Genomic DNA, 16958 nt, shown 5'->3' on the forward strand with positions numbered 1-16958 from the left:
GCCCGGGCGGGATGACGGGGCCGGTGCCGTCCGGTCGCGACGGCCACCGGACGGCACCGGCCTCACGGCGTCGACGGATCAGGACAGGTAGTCCTCCAGCCCGCCGTCGCGCCGGATGTCCAGGGTGACGCAGTGGAAGCCGCCTCCGAGCACCCGGGAGTGCCGCAGCCGGTGCGGCAGGACGGTGATCCCGGAGTGCTCCAGCAGCTTGATCAGGCTCTCCTGGCCCGACTCGACGATCGCCGTGTCCGGGGAGACCATCAGCAGGTTCATGCTGATCCAGCTCTCGCTGAGCGCGTGCTCGGGCATGTCGCCGGAGGGCTCGGCCGGCGGACACCACAGGATGTCCCAGCGCCGCAGCGGCTCCGGGACGGTCTCCGGGCTGATCCGCTCCGGGTTGAGCAGCACCAGACCCGGCCGCAGCAGCGCGATGGTGCTGTCGATGTGGGTGTAGCCGTAGATGTCGCGCAGCGGGTGCAGTCGCAGGCCGCCGTCGCCGAGCAGGCCGAGCGTGGACTCCAGCCACTGCAGGCCGAGTTCGTTCCCGCTGCGGGAGACCTGGTAGAACACGTCCCGGCCGAGCCGCAGCACGTTCGCGGCGTCGAAGACCGGCTCGGCCTCGCCCAGCAGCGGGAGGCCGTCCGCGTCGAACTCGAAGAGTTCGTCCCTCAGTTGCGGCCGGGGAGCGGCCAGCCAGCGCGCGCCGCGGCGCAGGTAGTCCTGGAAGAGCCCGCGCAGCCCGAAGACCTCGAAGTAGCGCTGCCGCATCGGGCTCGCCACCTCGATCACCGTCTCGCCGACCACCAGGGTCAGGTCCCGCGGGCAGTAGGAGTGGAAACCGCCGTCGGCCTTCCACAGTGGGGAGGAGAACTCGGCCGCGTGGTCGATCACTTCGGGCTGGTGGACGGTGACGCCGAGGCCCCGCAGGGTGGCCACCAGCGCGTCCAGGTCCTCCTCGGTCTCCTCCACGACCTGCTGCGAGTAGGGGCCGACCTCGATGGAGGCGAGGTCGGCGGCGCCGGTCTTCGGGAAGCAGGACAGCCAGGAGGACGGCTCGGTCTGCTCGGGCAGCCGGGCGCCGACGGCGGTGCCGACCACGACCTCCCGCAGTGCGGTGAACTCGTCCCAGCTGTGGACCGGACGGGCCGAATTGGACATGACTCCCCCTTGACACGGGTTTAGGGAAACGCGGATACGGCGACGAACGCTACGGCTTTTGAAGTGCACAGGACAGCCGGGCGGGGTGAGCGCCGAACAGCCGCCGGCCTCCGACGGAGCGATATCCCCCGAACAACGCGGAACCGGCAACGAAAATCGGTACGGATTAATCGCCGGACCGCCTCCGGGCCGATCACGGCGTACGGGAAATCACCGACCGGGCAGCCGAATTCGCCTTTCGACGGGCCGGGATCGACCGTCAAGCTACCCGCCCGGCCGACGGCGGCGCAAGGACCGTGATCGGCACCGAATACGCCGCCGCGACGAACCGACGGTCGATCCTCCCGTTGTTCAACTCCGCCATTCCGGCGCTGATCAATACCCGGGTGACGGCCCGAACGAGGCGCTCGCGGGAACGACCGGCCGCCGCACCGCGCGCGGCCCGGCGCTCACCACCGCCAGGCCCGACGGATCCGGCTCCCGCCCGCCAGGGCCAGCAGCGCCCCACTCGCCATGGCGACCCCGGCCACCGCCAGGTTCTGGCGCTGCGCCCGGCGCCGGTCGGCGGCGGCCGCCCGCGCCGAGGCCGCCAGGAAGGCCCGCTCAACGCCGGCCGGAGCCAGCTCGCCCGCCGCCACCCGCCGCCTGAGCCGGTCCAACCGGACGCCCCGGTACAGCAGTTCAGGGTCCCGGTCGGCGGCCGCCCAACCCCGTGCGGCCGCGGTGAGCCTGCGCCGCTCCCCCAGCCCCTCGCAGCCCTCCGCCAGCCATCCGCGCAGCCTGGGCCAGGCCTGCGGGAGCGCGTGGTGGGACAGCTCGACGGTGTCCCGGTCCACCACCACGAGCCGCGCCCGGACCAGCCGTTCCAGCACCGCCGGTACGCCGGGATCGTCGAACTCGGTCCGCCTCACCGGCCTGCGGGTGCCCTCGTCGCCGCCCGGCAGCAGCTCACCGCCGGGCGTCAGCGCGTCGCCCAGGGCCGTCCCGCCACCGGCGGGGTCCTCACCGGCACCGAGCAACTCCCCGCCGAGCCGCAGGAACACCGCCTGCGCCCGTGCCCGGTCGGATGCCTCCAGCCCGTTGTACAGCGCCTCCGCCGTCCGGGCCAGCGCGCCCTCGAAACCTCCCGTGGCCTGGAACCCGGCCAGGGTGAGCGCGTTGCCGCTGCGCCGCCGCCAGGTCTCCAGCAGCGCCGCGGACAACAGCGGCAGCGCGCCCGGCTGTTGCGCGGCGGTCGAGATGAGGACGGCCAGCAGGGCGCCCTCGACGGTGCAGCCGGCCCGCAACGCCGGTTCGGTGATCGCCCGCCGCAGCTCGTCCGGCGCCGGACGCCCCACCGACAGCACCCCGTGGCGACCGGCGTCGGCCAGCCCCGGGTGCTCGGCGAACAGCGGCCCGCTCTGGTCCGAGCGGACCACCAGCACCACCCGGCACCGGGCCGGCGCCGCCACCGGCAGCTCGGCCAGGGCCTCGCCCGAACCGCCCGAGACCGTCGCCACCAAGGCGTCCAGGAAGCGCGCCCGCTCGGCGGCGTCCCGGCAGCGGGTGCGCAGTTGCTCCCCCTGGTCCACCACCAGCACCGGGTCGCCGGCCGTCGCTCCGGACGCGCCGCGCGTCACCTCCCCGACTCGCTGCCCGAGCCGGGCGAGCGCGAGCGCGTACGCCTCCATCGGTCGTTCGCCCGGCGTCAGCAGTGCCACCGGGGCACCGCCCCCACCGGCCGGGGCCCGCCGCGTTCCGCCCCCGGCCCCGCTCCTCCCGGCAGCCGCGCCGGCGGCGGGGGCCCCGCCGAGCCGGTCCAGGAGACCGGCTCTGACCAGCGAGGACTTCCCCGCCCCGGACGGCCCGGTGAGGATCACCAGCCGCCGTTCGGCCAGCAGGGCGACCAGCCGGTCCAGCATCGCCTCCCGGCCGAAGAACCGCTCGGCGTCGGCCGCCTCGAACGCCGCGGCTCCGGGGTAGGGAGCCCGTCCGGCGTCCTGGGCGCGCCGCCGGGCGGCACTGTCGGCGGCCAGTTCGGCGGCGAGCAACTGCCAGCGGTGCCGCCACTCCCGCACGTCCCCGCCGCAGGCCTGCACGTAAGCGAGGGTGACGGCGAGGCTGGGCAGCCGCCGACCTCCCGCGGCCACCGACAGGCTGGCCGCCGAACAGTGTGCCCGAACGGCGAGTTGGCGGTACGGCGGACTTCCGGCGCGCTCCCGCAGGGCCCGCAGATCGCCCGCGAACCGCAGCAGCGGCCCGTCCCCAGGGTCCAGTGGACTTTCCCGACGCGGCACTACAGCCCCCTTCTTCGTTGAAGCGGTGTCCTGACACCCTTGCGTGCCCACGCGCCCACGCGCGTCGCGCGTGTCTCGTGTCCATCCCCCGGTAATTCATCATGCACAGCGCAGTTGGCGTCAAACAATGGTGCGTGCGGGTCGGTTGTTCCGAGTTGATGTTCAATGTCCAGCCGCACGGCGCCGAACAAAGCCGGTGGGATAGAACCGGGACCCGCAGCCTTCGCTGACTTCGGAGATATCCATGAAGTTCACGCGGTACTGCCGTTCCCTACTGTCCACACCCGCGATGGCGGTGGAGCGGTACAGCAAGAGCCACCAGTCCGGGGCCGACATCGCCATGGTCGACCTGGAGGATTCGGTCCCACCCGCCCGGAAGGAGGAGGCCCGCCGACTCGCCGAGGAGTTCTTCACGCTCCCGTCCACCAAGCTCGCGCGCAGCGCGGTGCGCATCAACACCCTTTCCGGACCGGACGGTCTGCGCGACCTGATCGCCATCACCCGGTACCGCGTCAAACCGGACCTCGTGCTGATCCCGATGGCGGAGTCCCCCCGGGACATCGAGATCGCCGCCGGCGCGCTCGGTCCGGACTGCCCGGAGACGGAGTTCCTGGCCGTCGTGGAGACCCCGCTGGGCATCGAGCACGCGCCCGCCATCGCGGCCGCCGGGCACCGGTTGCGCGGGCTGGTCTTCGGCTCGGCCGACTACGCCTTCGCGGTCGGCGCCCGGCTCTCCTGGGAGGCCCTGGCCCATGCCCGCGCCCGGGTGGTCAACAGCGCCCGCGCCGCGGGGGTGGAGGCCATGGACGCGCCGTTCTTCGAGGTCACCGACCTGACCGGGCTGCGCCGGGAGGCCGGGCTCGCCCGGGACTTCGGGTTCAGCGGCAAGATCGCCGTCCACCCGCGCCAACTCGCGCTGATCAACGAGACGTTCAGCCCGGACGAGGAACTGCTGGCGCGGGCCCGCCGGGTGGTCGCGGCCGGTCTGGAGAACGGCCGATCGGTCACCGTGGTGGACGGAGTGATGGTCGGCATGCCGTTCTTCGAGGCCTCGCAGCGCCTGATCGAGCAGTTCGACCCACCCCGGCCCGAAGGCCATCTGCCCACCGACCCCCCGAACCACGCGACGGAGAAGTGACCATGACCGAAGAATCCATCCTGGGCCCGCGCCGGTACCGCAACGCCGAGACCATGCTGGCCGCCGCCGACCCGGTCTGGCAGGCGGCCGCCGCCAACGGCCTGATCGGCATCACGGTGGACTCGGAGTCCAACAACCGGCTGATCGTCCGCGAGACCGGCCACGAGTTCGCCAACATGGTTTCCTGCGCCTACCTGGGCCTGAACAACCACCCCTCGGTCGCGGCCGCCGCGGTGGACGCGCTGACCGAGTCCCGCAGCACCTGGCTGGTCACCTCCACCACCCGAATCCGGCACAACCTGCTGGTCCGCCTGGAGGAGGAGCTGGGCGAGCTGTTCGGCGCGCACATCCTGCCGGGAGCGTCCTGCACCTCGCTCACCGCCGGCATCCTGCCGCTGATCGCCTCCGGCCACCTGGACGGCATCTGTCGGAGCGGCGGCGGGCCCCGGGTGATGGTCTTCGACCGCTTCTGCCACTTCTGCATGGCGTACGTGAAGCCGATCTGCGCGGACGAGTCGCTGGTGCTGACCTGCCCGCACAACGACCTGAACTACCTTGAGGACATCTGCCGCAAGTACCCGCGGGTCGCCTACGTGGCCGACGGCGCGTACTCGATGGGCGGCGCGGCGGCCCTCGACGGGCTGCTCGAACTCCAGGACCGCTACGGGCTGTTCCTCTACATCGACGACTCCCACTCGCTGTCCATCATGGGCGAGCGCGGCGAGGGATTCGTCCGCTCCCGGCTGGAGATGAACCCGCTGACGGTCATCGTCGCGAGCCTCGGCAAGGGCTTCGGCACCGGCGGCGGCGTCGCGATGCTCGGCAACCGCGAGCAGTTCGAGTTCCTGCACCGGCACGCCGGCCCCGTCGGCTGGTCGCAGAACGTCGCCCTGCCGCTGGTCGGCGCCTCGCTGGGCAGTGCCGCCATCCACCGCTCCCCGGAACTGGGCGAGCTTCAGGCCAAGTTGAACCGCAACATCGACCTCTTCGACGAACTGCTGCCGACCACCTTCGCGGGCAACGGCCTGCCAGTGCGCCGGGTCGACGTCGGAGACGCCGAGCGGGCGGTCAAACTGTCCGCCCAGCTCTTCGAACGCGGCTTCTACAGCTCGGCGGTGTTCTTCCCGATCGTACCCAAGGGCGAGGCCGGGCTCCGGCTGATGATGCGCGCCGACATGGACGAGCGACTGATCCGCGAGTTCGCCGGCCACGTCAAGGAACTCACCGCCGAATAACAGGAGTCGGGGGAACCGCAATGGACGGAACCGAACCCGCCGGCTACCGGCGGATCGGCGAGCGCCGCTACCGCGAGGTGGTCGGGCGCTACTACGAGGAGTTCGAGGTCGGCGAGGTGGTCGAGCACCGCCCCGGGCGGACCGTCACCGAGCTCGACAACGTGCTGATGAGCATGCTGAGCATGAACGACGCCCCGCTGCACATCGACGCCGCCTACAGTCGGCACACCCCCTGGGGGCGGCCGATCGTCTCCAGCCTGGTGACGCTCAGCATCGTCGGCGGGATGACCGCCCGCTCGACGAGCGGGCGCACCATCGCCAACCTGGGCTGGGAGAACATCCGGATGACCCACCCGGTGTTCGCCGGCGACACCCTCTACGCGGAGACCGAGACCCTCGCCAAGCGGCTGTCCAAGAGCCGCGCCGGGCAGGGCATCGTCAGCTGCCGCACCACCGGGACGAAGTCCACGGGAGAGGTCGTGGTGGAGTTCGAGCGCAGCTTCCTCGTCCCGCTGCGCGGCCACGGCCTGGACGAGGTCGCCGGGTACTGACCGGACACCGGGCCCGACAGCGGACTGTCGGGCCCGGTGCGCTCGCAGGCTCTAGCGGCGGACGTCCACCAGCACCTTGCCCATGGTCTCCCGCGCGGCCAGCGCCCGGTGCGCCCCGGCCACCCCGGACAGCGGCACGGTCCGGTCGATCCTCGCCACCAGCCGCCGCTCGGCCGCGAGTCGGAAGAGGCGATCGGCGATGCCGGCGAACAGCGCCCGGTCCTCCAGCACGTGGTGGAGCCAGAAGCCCACCAGCCCCGCCGAGCGGTCGGCCAGCTCGTCCACCGAGAAGCTCTCCTCCGGTCCGCCGCGGGCCCCGACCGACAACAGCCGCCCGAACGGCGCCAGTCCGGCCAGCCCGGCGCGCAGCACCCGGCCGCCGACCAGGTCCACGAACAGGTCCACCCCACCCGACTCCGCGAACCGCCCGGCCAGGTCGGGATCCTCGGGGTCGAGGGCCGGATCCGCTCCCAGCCACCGCGCGAACTCCCGCTTCGCCGGGGTGGAGGCCACGGCGAGCACCCGGCCCGCGCCCAACTCGCGTGCCAGCTGGACCGCCAGGTGGCCGACCCCACCGGCGGCGGAGGTCACCGCGACGGTCTCGCCCGGCCGCAGCCGCCCCGCCAGGGTCAGCGCGCCGTAGGCCGTCGCCCCCTGTTCCAGCAGCGCGAGCGCCTGCTCGTCGCCCACGGCGTCCGGCACCTCCACCGTGTACGCCGTCTCGGCGCAGGCCACTTGGGCGTACCCGCCGCCGGCGCGCAGCAGGGCGGCGACCCTCTGCCCGTCCCCGCGCCGCCGCCCGACCACGTCGGCGCCGAGCACCGCCGGCAGCGGGTAGCGCGCGTACTCGCCGGTGCGGCACTGCAGGTCCGCGTAGTTGAGCCCGGCCAGGGTGACGTCGATCAGCACCTGACCCGGGCCGGCCACCGGCTCCGGCACCGTCTCGGTGCGAAACTCCTCCGGCCCGCCGTAGCGGTGGATCACCGCCGCGCGCATCCCGCTCACGACCGCGTGGGGGCTCATCCGGCGAAGAGCGCGAGCAGCCCGGCCTCCAGGGCGCGGGTGGCCTCCGGGCTCTCGGCGATCACGCAGTACATCACCGAGCCGTCGGCGGGCGCGAAGTCGCAGCTGTACACCACACCGGTGCCGGTCTCCGGGTCGAAGGCCAGGCCGGCCGCGTCGATCGCCGCCACGGCCTGCGCGAAGGACGGCACCTTGAGGCCGGCGAGCTCCAGGATGTAGCGCGAGTCGCGGTGCTCCTCGCGCAGCAGACGGCCGAAGTAGGCGTCGTGCAAGTGGCTGGAGCCGGTGAGCCGGCCGTTGGTCTCGTGGAAGTAGATCTCGCCCTTGGGGGTCAGCACGGCGTCCGCGCTGACCGTGCCCCGGTAGCCGATCACCCGCAGCGACTCGCACAACCGGGCGGCCTGGCCGACGAGTTCGGCCGTGACGTCGGCGTCCGGGGTGACCGGCGGGGTGATCTCCCCGATCACCACCGGCCGCATGACCATCTCGCCGCAGCCGGAGAGCACCACGGCGGCGTCGTCGATGACGAACTGTGCGTACAGCGGCGCGGAGTCGGCGAAGTACCGCTCCACCACCACCCGTTGGCCGCGCCCGCCGGTCAGCCAGGTCCACCGCTCGGCCACGTACGCGGCCACCGACGCCCGGTCCGGTAGCGGCACCACCCGTTCGGCGCCGACCGCGTCCACCTGCTCGTCCCTGGCGAGGATCTCGTTGCCGAAGCCGCCCGCCTGGTACTCCACCTTCACCATCACGCTGTGCCCCTGCACCAGCAGGTGCTCGATGGCGGCCTCGACCTCCGCGGGCGAGCCGGCCACCGTCCCGGGTGGGATCGGCACCCCGGCGCCGGCGGCCAGCGCCCGGAACCCCGCCTTGCTGTTGACCAGGGCGTTGCCGCCCTGTGCGGCGAAAGGGTGGCCGGACATGGCGTGCGCCATGCCGAGCGCGGCCGCCAACTCGGCCACCGCGCCGTTCGGCGAGATGGCCAGCACCTCGTCGACGGTGCGACCGTCCAGGGCGCGACGCAACTCCGCGCGGAAGCCCGGGTCGACCAGGCGGTCGGTGGTGAGCATCTGGTCGCCCTGCTCGCCCGGCGGCGGCACCACGAAGGTCAGACTGTCGGCCCGCACGCCGGTGAGCCCGGTGACGTACGCCAAGTACTCCGGGTCAGGGCCCCAGGGCAGCACCAGGACGTCACCGTCCTCGGCCCACCACAGCATCCGCTGCGCCCCGCACCCGGCGAACCGCTGCTCCAGCGGCGTCATCCCGGTGAGGTCCCCGACCATCTCCTCGGTGCGGTTGTTCGCGATGCAGAGCGTCGTCATCTGAGGCCTCCAAGGAGATCCCGGCCCTTAGGCCGGGGAGGAATTGGATTGCCCGCGTAGCGGGTCGGGGATGGACAGACCGCCGTCAAGTCGGATCTGGCCGTCCGGAACATGCTCGGGAACCGGCGGCCGGCTCGCGCCATCAGTGACGCGAGCTGGACCGAGACGCGGTCCATGCTGGAGTACAAGTGCGAGTGGTACGGGCGGGAACTGGTGGTCGTGGACCGCTGGTTCCCCTCCTCCAAGCCGTGCTCCCACTGCGGCACCCTGCGAAGCAAGATGCCGCTCAACGTCCGCGAGTGGACGTGCGGCTGCGGGACGACCCACGACCGGGACGTGAACGCGGCACGCGACATCCTGGCCGCCGGGCTGGCGGTTACAGCCTGTGGAGACGGTGTAAGACCCCAACGGAGCACTCCGGGCGGGCAGTCGTCGATGAAGCAGGAAGTCGTCCCACCGCCGCGCACACGCGCAGCGGCTCAGCCGCGAGACCGAGGGGAATCCCCCTCGTTCACGAGGGGGAGGAAGTCAACTGGTGAACTCTCCCGGCGGCGTTCGGCGCCGTTGGGGCGCTGGTTCGACGCACGACACGAGTGTGGCGTGCGCTACCGGTGTAGCGCACCGGGATTGTTCTGGTTCGGCCCTCGGTCATTGAACAAAACGCCGAACAACCGGCCTCCCGCCGCACTCCCCCGGTGACTGGTCCCGACCTGCGCCGATGTGCGGGGCGTTCGGCCTCCCCCGACCACGGCGCAGCCGCCTCGCCCGGTGTCGCCGTCACCAGCGGTCGTGCACCTGCGGGCGGATCCGGCCGTCGGACAGCTCCCGGACGGCGTCCAGGGTGGTCGACGGCAGCGGCGCCGGCGTGGCGGCGGCCGCGTTCGCCCGGGCCTGCTCCACGTTGCGGGTGCCGGGGATCGACCACGCAGGGCGGCCGGGAAACGGCGAAGGCTCCCGGCCGCCCGCATCGAGGTGGGTCACGCCGTGGCGAGCGAGACCTCGGTGGACTTGATGAGCGCGACGACCGACGATCCGGCCGACAGGCCGAGCTCCGTCGCGGCGTCCTTGGTGATGGCCGCGGTGAGCTCACCGCCTTCGACGGACACCTTCACCGTCGCCATGGCCGCCCCCGCCGCCACATCGACCACCGTGCCGGGGATCTGGTTGCGGATGCTCAGACCGGCCACCGGTCCGGTCGCGAGCGAGACCTCCGTGGACTTCACCATGGCACGCACGGCAGCGCCCTCGGCGAGGCCGAGGTCCTTCACCGCGTCCGCGGTGACGGCGGCCGTGATCTCCTGACCGCCGTCCAGGCGGGCCTTCACCGTCGCCATCGCCTCACCCGTGGTGACGGAGGTGACGGTACCGGGGAACTGGTTGCGGATGCTCAGGCTCATGGAAACCGACCTCACGAGAGGGGGAGCAGGAACTCTGCCTGCCTTGCGTTGACCACCGTAATCACCTGGTCGGAAGCCTGCAGAAGCCTGGTCGCGCGTGCGAGTGAGCGACACCGGATCCGCCCGCAGATCGGAGGGCACGCATCCGCTTCCGATTCCCCGACAGGGCGGCGGCGTCGGTCCCACCCTGCCGACGGCGCCGCTGCCGGGCGCGCCCTGGAGCGTCGCCTCGGCCTACCGGTCACGTAGGGCGAGCACCCTGTGGAACCCAGGGGGATCACTCGAATGCTCACGTCAACCGACCGGGTCGACCGCTCGATCCCACGCGCAGGTCGACCCGGCCGGCCATCGGATCCGACCGTCAGGCCCGGCCTGCCTACCAGGCAGCTCCGGCGTACGGGCGGGACCACAGCGACACCTGGAGCGTGACGGCCTTGAACCACGCCTGGTGCATCGCCTCGACCTCCTCCTCGGCGTGCCCCTTGGCCGCGAGGAACGGCCGCATGGTCGCCGTGATCGGGTAGATGAACGCGATCAGGTAACGCAGCGGCACGTGCGGGACGGACCGCGCGCCGTCGGTGACGTTCTTCTTCGCCGTCGTGTGGCGCAGCGCGATCTCCTCCTGCTGGGCGAGCCAGCGGGCGTCGTAGGGGCGGGTGCAGGTGTCGGCGATCCACTGCCCGAACCGGCGGCGCACGGCGGCCAGATACTCGTCGATGGGTGCACCCTCGGGGGTGGCGAAGTAGGCGAGCAGGTGGGGGTGGGAGCCGACGAAGCCGTACCAGACGTCCAGGATCCGCTCGGTCTGGTCGGCCAGGACCTCGCCGGCGAGTTTGAGTGCCGCGACGTCCGCGTCGGAGAACAGGGTCGCCGCGGCGAGGCCGTCCAGGTCGTCGGCGGTGACCGGGGAGGCGGGCTGCCCGGGATCGTCGTAGTGGTAGCCGGGAATGGGTGCAGGCGTCATGGCCGTCCTCGAATCCTTGGGTCTGCGGACTCTGAATTAGGAGTCCTAACTACCGTGAAGCTACCGACTCCCCCGGGTGTCGCGCAAGGGCTGATCGGCGCCCTCCGAGCGGAACTTGACGAAAGGTCAGTGCGGCACGGGCTGATAGTCCGGGCAGTCGACGCGCAGGTCGGCCGCGCCGAGCGGGGCCTTCAGCAGCCCGCACCACTCGCCCGCCCGCCCGTCCGGGTCCTCATCCCGCAGGAAACGGCAGGTCAGGCAGGTGCGCGCGACGGTGATGCGCCCCGTGCGGTTCAGCGAGGCGACGGTCTCCAGCAGGACCCTCAGTGCGGTGGCCCGCTCCTGCGTCGAGCAGGCGGACAGACCGGCGACGAGCGGATCCCGCCAACCGTGCAGCCGTTCGGCGGCCTCCCGGCCCGGGCCCGTCGGCACCCAGGACGACCGCCGGGTGTCGGTGACGTCCGGTACGGACTCCAGCAGGCCCTTGCGGACCAGGGCGGAGGCGGCGTCGCTGACGGTCGGCGCGGAGACCTCCAGCCACCGCGCGAAACTGCCGGTGCTCTGCGGTCCCGCGGTCGGGGTGGTGACCCGCAACAGCAACTGCGCCTGGGTGACGGAGAGCCCCTCTCGCTTGGCCGCGTCGCGCAGCATCGCCCGCCCGGCGTCCCCGAGCCGCTCCACCGCGTCGATCAACCGGACGTCAAGAGTGTCGAACCCACGCTCCGCGCTGCCGTTCTCGGCCGCCACAAGGCCCCCCTCCTACCGGCGCCCCAACGGACGGGGCCCCGACGGCCACCCAGTCTATTCGGGCAGGGTCTGCCGTTGACCGCACGGTCCTGCAGTGTGAGAGCCTACGGTCGGTAGTCGCCGGGGGCGTCGGACACTGGAAGCGATGGGGGCACAATGGCATCTAGCGGGCCCGTGGGGGCGGGGCTGGCTCCGTTGGAGACCGCCGGTCACCTCCTGGAGAAGATCCGGCAGGGCAACGAGTACGCCCGAGGGAGGAAGAAACGTTTCCGGCTGACCTCCTCGGCGTTGAAGGTGCTGACGCTCTCGCTGTCCGCCGCCTCAACGATCATCCTCGGCCTGCAGAGCCTGAACTTCTGGGCCGGCCTGGCCTTCGCCCTGGTCGCAGTGGTCACCCTGCTGGGGGCCGTCGAGTCGTTCTTCAACTGGCGGTCGCGCTGGGTGTTGATGGAGGAGACCCAGTACCGGTTCCAGCGTCTCGCCGATGAGCTCGAGTACCTCATCGCCTCGACGCCCGCCGCCGATCTCACCCACGATCGGATCCAGCCGCTCTTCGATGAGTACCAGAGCGTATGGGCGCAGCTGAGCGAGGGTTGGCTGCAGGAGCGCCGCACGCTCGCCGCCTCGTCCGGGGGCCAATGAGCCGTCGGCTCCCCGGGATCACCTGACGCCGGAGGCGGTGGCCACCCACGACGAGGGGTTCACCGTACGCGTGACTACCCGGCCGGGATCCGGTAGGCGGTGACGTACCGGCGGGGATCGCGCCGGAGGCCGGTGTCCCAGCGGGCGAGGCACCGTTCGGCGAAGGTCCGCTGCGTGGCGAACCCCGCGACGTCCCCTGAATCCGACCTGTCCAGATCGTTGGCGCGGCCCCCGTGGCTGTATAGACTCCCCCGGCTGACCGGACATCAACTTCCGTTCGGGCAGGAACATCACAGCATCGCAGCACCACCCAGGACACCAGGCACAATCCGCCGACGACCATGGGGGTCTCCATGCAGTTCCGCGCCGGAGCACCGCTCGCCACCGCGACCGCAGTACTCGTCCTCGCCGTCGTCGCGGGCGGCACCCCGGCCGGCGCGAGTACGGGCGGTGCGCCGCTCGCCCTGATCTCGCCCGGCGATCCGTACGCCGCCTGCGACATCAGCGCGGACGGCCCCGGCACCAACCACCCGTCCGCGGAGGACGAACCGTACGCCGCCGCCAACCCCCGCGACCCGGCCAACACGATCACCATCTACCAGCAAGACCGCTGGTCCAACGGCGGTGCCCGAGGCCTGAGTTCGAGCTACAGCACGGACGGCGTCCACTTCACCCAGACCGCCCTGCCGTTCACCCACTGCGCGCCGGGCGGACTGCCCTACCAGCGGGCCTCCGACGGCTGGGTGAGCTTCGGTCCGGACGGCGCCGCCTACGCCAGCGCCCTGATCTTCGACGCCACCACGGCGCGCAGCGCAGTGGCCGCCGCCACCTCGACCGATGGCGGGCGCAGCTGGCAGCACGTCACCGAGCTGATCAGCGACGACGACCCGGCGATCACCGACGACAAGAACGCGGTCACCGCCGACCCGGTGCACCCGGGCGTCGCCTACCAGGTCTGGGACCGGATCGACCAGGCCACCGACCCCACGCCGGTCTTCGACGGACCGGGCTACATCTCCATCACCCGCGACCACGGCCGCACCTGGTCCCAGGCGAAGCCCTTCGTGATCACCGGAACCACGCCGAACACCCAGACCATCGGCAACCAGATCGTCGTCGATCCCCGGACCGACACGCTCTACGACTTCTTCGACTCGATCACCTTCACCGACGCGACCGCCAACACGGTCAGCGACGTGCACTACGCCATGGTCAGCTCCACCGACCAGGGCCGCACCTGGAGCCAGCCGGTCCGGGTCACCGCCGACACCTCCGTCCCCGAGGTCCACCCGAACGCGCCCACCGACGCCACCAAGTCCCTCCGGGCCGGCGCCGGTCTGCCCAGCGTGGCCATCGACCCGCAGACAGGCGAGCTCTATCTCGCCTACGAGGGCTCGGAGTTCACCGGAGGCCAGTACGACGCGATCCAGCTGGTGCACTCCACGGACGGCGGCCGGACCTGGAGCGGCCCGACCCGGCTCAACCAGGCGCCGGGCACCCCTGCGTTCACCCCGTCCATCACCGTGACCGCCGGCGGCACGGTCGCCGTCAGCTACTACGACCTGCGCTACCTCACCCCGGGCGACACCGCCACCCTGCCCGCCGCCGCCTGGCTGCTCAGCTTCCCCCGCGGCGGCGAGAACAGCCCGGTCGAGCGGCAGATCTCGCCGGTCTTCGACTGGCTCCAGGCGCCCTACGCCGGGGGCCACTTCCTCGGCGACTACCAGGCGCTGATCAACGACGGCCACCAGATCCGCCCGGTGATGGTGACCGCCGGCACCGACCCGTTGAACTCGACCGACGTGTACAGCGGTCGCTTCCAGCCCGACACCCTGCGCAACCCCGCCGCCGGTTCGCCGGCCGCGCGGACCGCCCACGCCGCCGGCCCGCGCACCGTCCAGCACCTGCGGCGCTGAGCCTCTTCGGTCGGCCCCCAGGGACCGGTGTTCAGACCGTCGGCAGCGGCTGCGGGGCCGTCGGTCCGGTGTAGCGGGCGGACGGGCGGATGATCTTGGGGTCGGCGGCCTGCTCCAGGATGTTGGCGCTCCAGCCGATCGCGCGGGCCGCGGCGAAGGTGGGGGTGAACATCTCCCTGGGCAGACCGCACAGGTGCATCACCACACCGGCGTAGAACTCCACGTTGGTGTGGAGTTCGCGGCCCGGCTTCAGCTCGGCCAGGATCGCCTCCACCCGGGCCTCCACCTCGACGGCGAGGTCGACCAGCTCGCCGCCGAAGGACTCGGCGACCCCGCGCAGCATCCGGGAGCGCGGGTCCTCGGTGCGATAGACCGCGTGACCGAAACCCATGATCCGGTCGCCGGCCAGCACGTGCTCGCGGATCCAGCCGTCGATCCGCTCCGGGGTGCCGATCGCGTCCAGGGTGTCCAGCGCTCGGCTCGGCGCGCCACCGTGCAGCGGCCCGGAGAGCGCGCCCAGCCCGCCGACCAGACAGGCCACCAGGTCGGCCCCGGTGGAGGCGATCACCCGGGCGGTGAAGGTGGAGGCGTTGAAGCCGTGGTCCACCGTGGAGATCAGGTACTGCTCGATCGCCCTGGCCTTGGCCGGCTCGGGCTCCTCGCCGGTCAACATGTAGAGGTAGTTGGCCGCGTAGCCGAGGTCGTCGCGCGGTTCCACCGGCTGCTCGCCCCGCTGCAGCCGGTGCAGCGCGGTCAGGATGGTGGGCACCAGCGCGGTGGCGAACAGCGCGTCCTCGACCCGCTGGTCGGGCGCGGTGTCGTAGAGCGGCCGGATGCCGCGGTCGGCGGCGGCGATCGAGAGCGCGGCGCCCAGGGCGGCGAGCGGGCCGCCGTGCGCGGTGCTCGCCGCCAGCGCGGGCAGCAGCGGGCGCAGCGCGTCGGGCAGTCGGCGCAGCGGTGCGGTGCGGGCGAGGAAGGCGGCGCGGTCGGACGCCCCGGGCAGCTCGCCGAGCAGCATCAGCTGCCAGACGTCCTCCAGGGTGCGCTGCTCGGCGAGCTCGATCGCCGAGTACTGGCGGTAGCGGTAGAAGCCCTCCAGCCCGTGGACGTCACTGAGTTCGGTCTCGGTGACCACGACGCCCTTGAGGCCGCGCGGGACCTCGATTTCGGTGGTGCTCGGCATGGCGGCAGCCCTCCTGATGGGTGCTTCGGGTGACGTTCTGTACTCTCCGATCATGGATCCACGTTGTCAACGTTGATTGAAATCAATGTGGAATACTATGGATCATCATCGAGGCGCGGTACGAGGACGAGGGCAGACCATGGCCGAACGCTTGACCACCCAGCAGGTCGCCGAGCAGCTCGGGGTCAAGGTGGAGACGGTGTACGCCTATGCCAGCCGCGGCCAGCTCAGTAGCGAGCGGGCGCCGGGCGGCAAGGGCAGCACCTTCGACGCCCGCGAGGTGGCCGAGCTGGCCACCCGCGGCCGCCGCACCGCGGTGCGCCCGGCCGCGGCGGGCGAACCCGTCACGGTGCGGACCGGGCTGACCCTGATCGAGGACGGCCGGCTCTACTACCGCGGCCGGGACGCCATCGAGCTCGCCGCCCGGCACGGGTTCGAGGCCGCGATCGGCTGGCTCTGGGGGCTGGGCACCGACGCCCCGGTGGCGCTGCGGGTGCCGCCCGCCACCGCCGAGGCGCTGGCCCGGGCCGCCGCCGCGCTGCCCGACGGGATCCGGCTGCCCGACCGGCTGCGGATCTCGGCCACCGTCGCCGCCGCGCTCGACCCGCTCCGCTTCGACCTGCGCGAGCAGACCGTGCACGCGGCCGGGGCGGCACTGATCGCCGGGATGGTGGAGGCGCTGCCGCGCACCGCGCCCGACCCCGGGCTCGACGCCTCGCTGGCGGCGCGGCTGTGGAGCCGGCTGGCCACCTCCGCGGCCACGCCCGAGGCACTGGCCTGCCTGGACCGCGCCTTGGTTCTGCTCATCGACCACGAGCTGGCGGTCTCCACGGTGGCGGCCCGGGTGGCGGCCTCGGCGCGGGCCCATCCGTACGCGGTGGTCTCCGCCGGGCTCGGCGCCACCGACGGCCCGCTGCACGGCGCGGCCAGCCCACTGGCGCACCGGATGCTCGACGAGGTGCTGGTCGGCGGCGCCGTGCCGGTGGTCTCCGACTACCTGCGCACCGGCCGACCGATCCCGGGGCTCGGCCACCGGCTCTACCCGGAGGGCGACCCCCGGGCAGTGGCGCTGCTCGACGCGGTGGGCCGACTCGACGGCGGTGCGGCCGTGGTGACGGCGGTCGCCGAGGTGGAGGCGGCGGCGGGCCCGGCCGGGCGACCGGCGCTACGGGCCAACATCGACCTGGCACTGGCCGCCATGGCGCTGGCCACCGGGCTGCCGGCGGAGGCCGGCGAGGTGGTCTTCGCGGTGGCCCGCACTCCGGGCTGGCTGGCCCACGCGGTGGAGGAGTACCGCGAGGAGCCGCTGCGGATGCGGGCCCGCGGCAGCTACACCGGGCCGCGCCCCTGAGGTCTGTCGTGGGGGGGCCCCCGCGGGGGGGGCGGGGGGCAGACCAGGGGGGAGC

14 protein-coding genes and 2 pseudogenes are annotated in these 16958 nt (G+C 72.6%); 7 read left to right on the top strand and 9 right to left on the bottom strand.

Annotated features, from left to right (window positions below; all coding sequences use genetic code 11):
* Window positions 1–78 precede the first annotated feature (78 nt).
* Both ABZW30_RS15580 and ABZW30_RS15585 read right to left on the bottom strand, forming a co-directional pair.
* Window positions 79–1158, bottom strand: coding sequence for an inosamine-phosphate amidinotransferase 1 (locus ABZW30_RS15580; RefSeq protein ID WP_355671614.1), 1080 nt, complete (start codon window positions 1156–1158; stop codon window positions 79–81).
* 449 nt (window positions 1159–1607) lie between these two features.
* Complete coding sequence (locus ABZW30_RS15585; RefSeq protein WP_355671615.1) at window positions 1608–3434, bottom strand: hypothetical protein; 1827 nt, start codon at window positions 3432–3434, stop codon at window positions 1608–1610.
* 244 nt (window positions 3435–3678) lie between these two features.
* Between ABZW30_RS15585 and ABZW30_RS15590 the strand changes: the two genes are divergently transcribed.
* The 3 genes from ABZW30_RS15590 to ABZW30_RS15600 are packed head-to-tail and all read left to right on the top strand — an operon-like array spanning window position 3679 to window position 6358.
* Complete coding sequence (locus ABZW30_RS15590; RefSeq protein WP_355671616.1) at window positions 3679–4572, top strand: CoA ester lyase; 894 nt, start codon at window positions 3679–3681, stop codon at window positions 4570–4572.
* 2 nt (window positions 4573–4574) lie between these two features.
* A complete protein-coding gene (locus ABZW30_RS15595) occupies window positions 4575–5807 on the top strand; it encodes an aminotransferase class I/II-fold pyridoxal phosphate-dependent enzyme (protein WP_355671617.1) in 1233 nt (410 codons plus the stop codon).
* A gap of 20 nt (window positions 5808–5827) precedes the next feature.
* On the top strand, window positions 5828–6358 hold the full coding sequence (locus ABZW30_RS15600) for a MaoC family dehydratase (RefSeq protein ID WP_355671618.1): 531 nt from the start codon (window positions 5828–5830) through the stop codon (window positions 6356–6358).
* A 51-nt stretch (window positions 6359–6409) separates the two neighbouring features.
* Here ABZW30_RS15600 and ABZW30_RS15605 read toward each other — a convergent pair whose 3' ends face one another.
* Window positions 6410–7381, bottom strand: coding sequence for a zinc-binding dehydrogenase (locus ABZW30_RS15605; RefSeq protein WP_355671619.1), 972 nt, complete (start codon window positions 7379–7381; stop codon window positions 6410–6412).
* Window positions 7378–8703 (bottom strand): peptide ligase PGM1-related protein, encoded by a 1326-nt coding sequence (locus ABZW30_RS15610; RefSeq protein WP_355671620.1) that lies wholly within the window; start codon window positions 8701–8703, stop codon window positions 7378–7380. The genes ABZW30_RS15605 and ABZW30_RS15610 overlap by 4 nt, the downstream gene beginning before the upstream one ends.
* Before the next feature lie 63 nt (window positions 8704–8766).
* Here ABZW30_RS15610 and ABZW30_RS15615 point away from each other — a divergent pair.
* Window positions 8767–9150: pseudogene (locus ABZW30_RS15615) on the top strand (RNA-guided endonuclease TnpB family protein); the annotation flags it as partial.
* A 330-nt stretch (window positions 9151–9480) separates the two neighbouring features.
* Here the strand turns inward: ABZW30_RS15615 and ABZW30_RS15620 are convergent.
* From ABZW30_RS15620 to ABZW30_RS15635, 4 genes and pseudogenes are all read right to left on the bottom strand, one after another.
* Window positions 9481–9621 (bottom strand): annotated as a pseudogene (locus ABZW30_RS15620) (aldo/keto reductase); the annotation flags it as partial.
* 59 nt (window positions 9622–9680) lie between these two features.
* Window positions 9681–10100 (bottom strand): TOBE domain-containing protein, encoded by a 420-nt coding sequence (locus ABZW30_RS15625; protein WP_355671621.1) that lies wholly within the window; start codon window positions 10098–10100, stop codon window positions 9681–9683.
* Window positions 10101–10476: 376 nt separating this feature from the next.
* Window positions 10477–11064, bottom strand: coding sequence for a protoglobin domain-containing protein (locus ABZW30_RS15630; RefSeq protein ID WP_355671622.1), 588 nt, complete (start codon window positions 11062–11064; stop codon window positions 10477–10479).
* A 126-nt stretch (window positions 11065–11190) separates the two neighbouring features.
* On the bottom strand, window positions 11191–11811 hold the full coding sequence (locus ABZW30_RS15635; protein WP_355671623.1) for a MarR family winged helix-turn-helix transcriptional regulator: 621 nt from the start codon (window positions 11809–11811) through the stop codon (window positions 11191–11193).
* 195 nt (window positions 11812–12006) lie between these two features.
* Between ABZW30_RS15635 and ABZW30_RS15640 the strand changes: the two genes are divergently transcribed.
* Window positions 12007–12453 (top strand): DUF4231 domain-containing protein, encoded by a 447-nt coding sequence (locus ABZW30_RS15640; protein WP_355671624.1) that lies wholly within the window; start codon window positions 12007–12009, stop codon window positions 12451–12453.
* A 341-nt stretch (window positions 12454–12794) separates the two neighbouring features.
* Window positions 12795–14369 carry a sialidase family protein gene (locus tag ABZW30_RS15645; RefSeq protein WP_355671625.1) on the top strand — a complete coding sequence of 525 codons (1575 nt, stop codon included), beginning with the start codon at window positions 12795–12797 and terminating at the stop codon, window positions 14367–14369.
* A gap of 31 nt (window positions 14370–14400) precedes the next feature.
* Here the strand turns inward: ABZW30_RS15645 and ABZW30_RS15650 are convergent, their stop codons facing one another.
* On the bottom strand, window positions 14401–15552 hold the full coding sequence (locus ABZW30_RS15650) for a citrate synthase/methylcitrate synthase (protein WP_355671626.1): 1152 nt from the start codon (window positions 15550–15552) through the stop codon (window positions 14401–14403).
* Between the two features lie 139 nt (window positions 15553–15691).
* On the opposite strand from ABZW30_RS15650, the gene ABZW30_RS15655 reads away from it, so the two are divergent.
* A complete protein-coding gene (locus ABZW30_RS15655) occupies window positions 15692–16903 on the top strand; it encodes a citrate synthase (protein ID WP_355671627.1) in 1212 nt (403 codons plus the stop codon).
* Window positions 16904–16958: the final 55 nt, after the last annotated feature.

It is taken from the genome of Kitasatospora sp. NPDC004669, assembly GCF_040609455.1.
In the GTDB taxonomy this organism is placed as follows: Bacteria; Actinomycetota; Actinomycetes; order Streptomycetales; family Streptomycetaceae; genus Kitasatospora.